This is a genomic window from Helicobacter saguini, from assembly GCF_000762875.2.
In the GTDB taxonomy this organism is placed as follows: Bacteria; Campylobacterota; Campylobacteria; order Campylobacterales; family Helicobacteraceae; genus Helicobacter_A; species Helicobacter_A saguini.
The window spans coordinates 1-1,978 of record NZ_JRMP02000046.1; the positions used below are offsets into that span (position 1 = coordinate 1).

1 protein-coding gene is annotated in these 1,978 nt (G+C 25.7%); it reads left to right on the top strand.

All coding sequences use genetic code 11. The features are described from left to right. Positions 1-14 precede the first annotated feature (14 nt). Positions 15-1,978: contractile injection system protein, VgrG/Pvc8 family (locus LS64_RS12065; protein ID WP_238699495.1), on the top strand; the 1,964-nt coding region annotated here is incomplete at its 3' end.

Below are 1,978 nucleotides of genomic sequence, written 5' to 3' on the forward strand. Positions count from 1 at the left end.
AAAAGGAAAAACCCATGAACTCATTTATTACCCTAAAGATAGATAATTTAGAATTTATTATTACAAAGGCTAGTATTACTGAGAGTTTAGAATCTTTACTTGATATTAAATGCGAAGGCTTTATAGAATCACTTAATGATGATATAGCTAAGGTATTGCAAGATTCTAAAACTTCTATGCAAACTAATATCAATTTAGATTCTAAAGATTTTACAGGCAATAATCACCTAGAATTTATCAATAATAAAGCCATAGAATCTAACCTAGATTCTATAAATAATAAAACCACAAATTCCAATCTAGATTCTATAAATAGCAACACTATAGAATCTAATCTAGATTCCATAAATCTTTTGCTTAATAAACAAGCTAGTCTATTAATATCTAATCCATATCCTAGTAAAGAAAATATCATTAATATAGAATCTAATGAATATAAAATATATAAAGGCATTATCTCACATATTGATTACTTAGGCATAAAGAATATAGATTCTATAACATCTAGCATAACAAATATTTCTAATAAACATTTCTTTACATTTAATATAATCTCTTGTTTATTTAGACTAAGCTTAAATAAAGCTAATAGAATCTATACAGATAAAAATGTCCTAGATGTAATAAAAATAATCCTTTCACTAAATAAAGATAAAATCTATAAAGATTTAGACTTTAGCAATATTACAAACACATATAAACCACAAGATATAATCACACAATATAATGAATCTGATTTAGCTTTTATAACGAGACTAGCACATAATAATGCCATATACTTTTATGAATTAGAAAATGTAATATATTTTTATGATAGCTATAATAATAAAGCAAATATAGATTCTAACACAACACACACAAACATAAAAAGCATACTTTATAACACAAACAATAATAATATATTAAACACCCCTTGCATTTATTACTTATCTAAATCTAGCACTTTAAAACAACCTAACTTTTACTCCACTAGTATGAATATAGATTATCCACTAGATATATACTATGTAGATTCTATAAAAACAATTGAATATAGATTAATACAAAGATTAAATAACACTTACTTAGCAAAAAGCAATATCTATAATCTAGATTTAAATGAAAGAATAAATATAGAATCTAAACACTTTATAATCACACAAATAACACATACATTAACAAATGAAGCCATATTAAACAATATAGATTCTAAAGATAACATAGACCTAACAAACAAAACTAATCTAAACTCATATCATAATGAAATAAGCCTAATACCAAACTATATCCCCTATACTCCAAATCAAAAACAAAAGCCCTTGCCACCACTAAACACACAAGGCATAGTAATAGGAGAGCTAGCAAGTAAAGCTAGAAATGTGCAAGAAGAAAATGAATATATACAACAAGAAGCAAACACAATCTACACAGATAAATACAATAGAATAAAAGTAAGGCTACACTCATTTATAGCACAAGAAATAATGGATAAAAAGAAACTAGATTCTAATAATATAACAATAAACAACACAACAACACACAACACAAATATAGAATCTAACAACAATACCAACATAGAATCTAATACAACAAACAACACAGATATATCACAAGCAGATTCTATAGATTCTATAAAATCTAACATAGAATCTAAAAACATAGAATCTATATCTTATTCACCATTTATAAGAGTAGCATCTCCTATTGCTAGTCAAAATAGTGGCTTTATATCTTTACCTAGAGTAAGTGATGAAGTAATCATTTCTTACTTTGATAATGATATAGATAAACCATATATCTCAGGCTCACTATATAACACACTAAATCCTAGCCTAATAAATAACAACAATCAAACAAGCCTTAGCTCCAAAACAATAGGAAACAATGAAGTAGGAATAAACGAACTAACATTAACCAACACAAAGAATAACGAACAAATATACTTACACGCCCAAAAAGACTATAAAGAAATCATAGAATCTAACTTTAATCAAGTAAT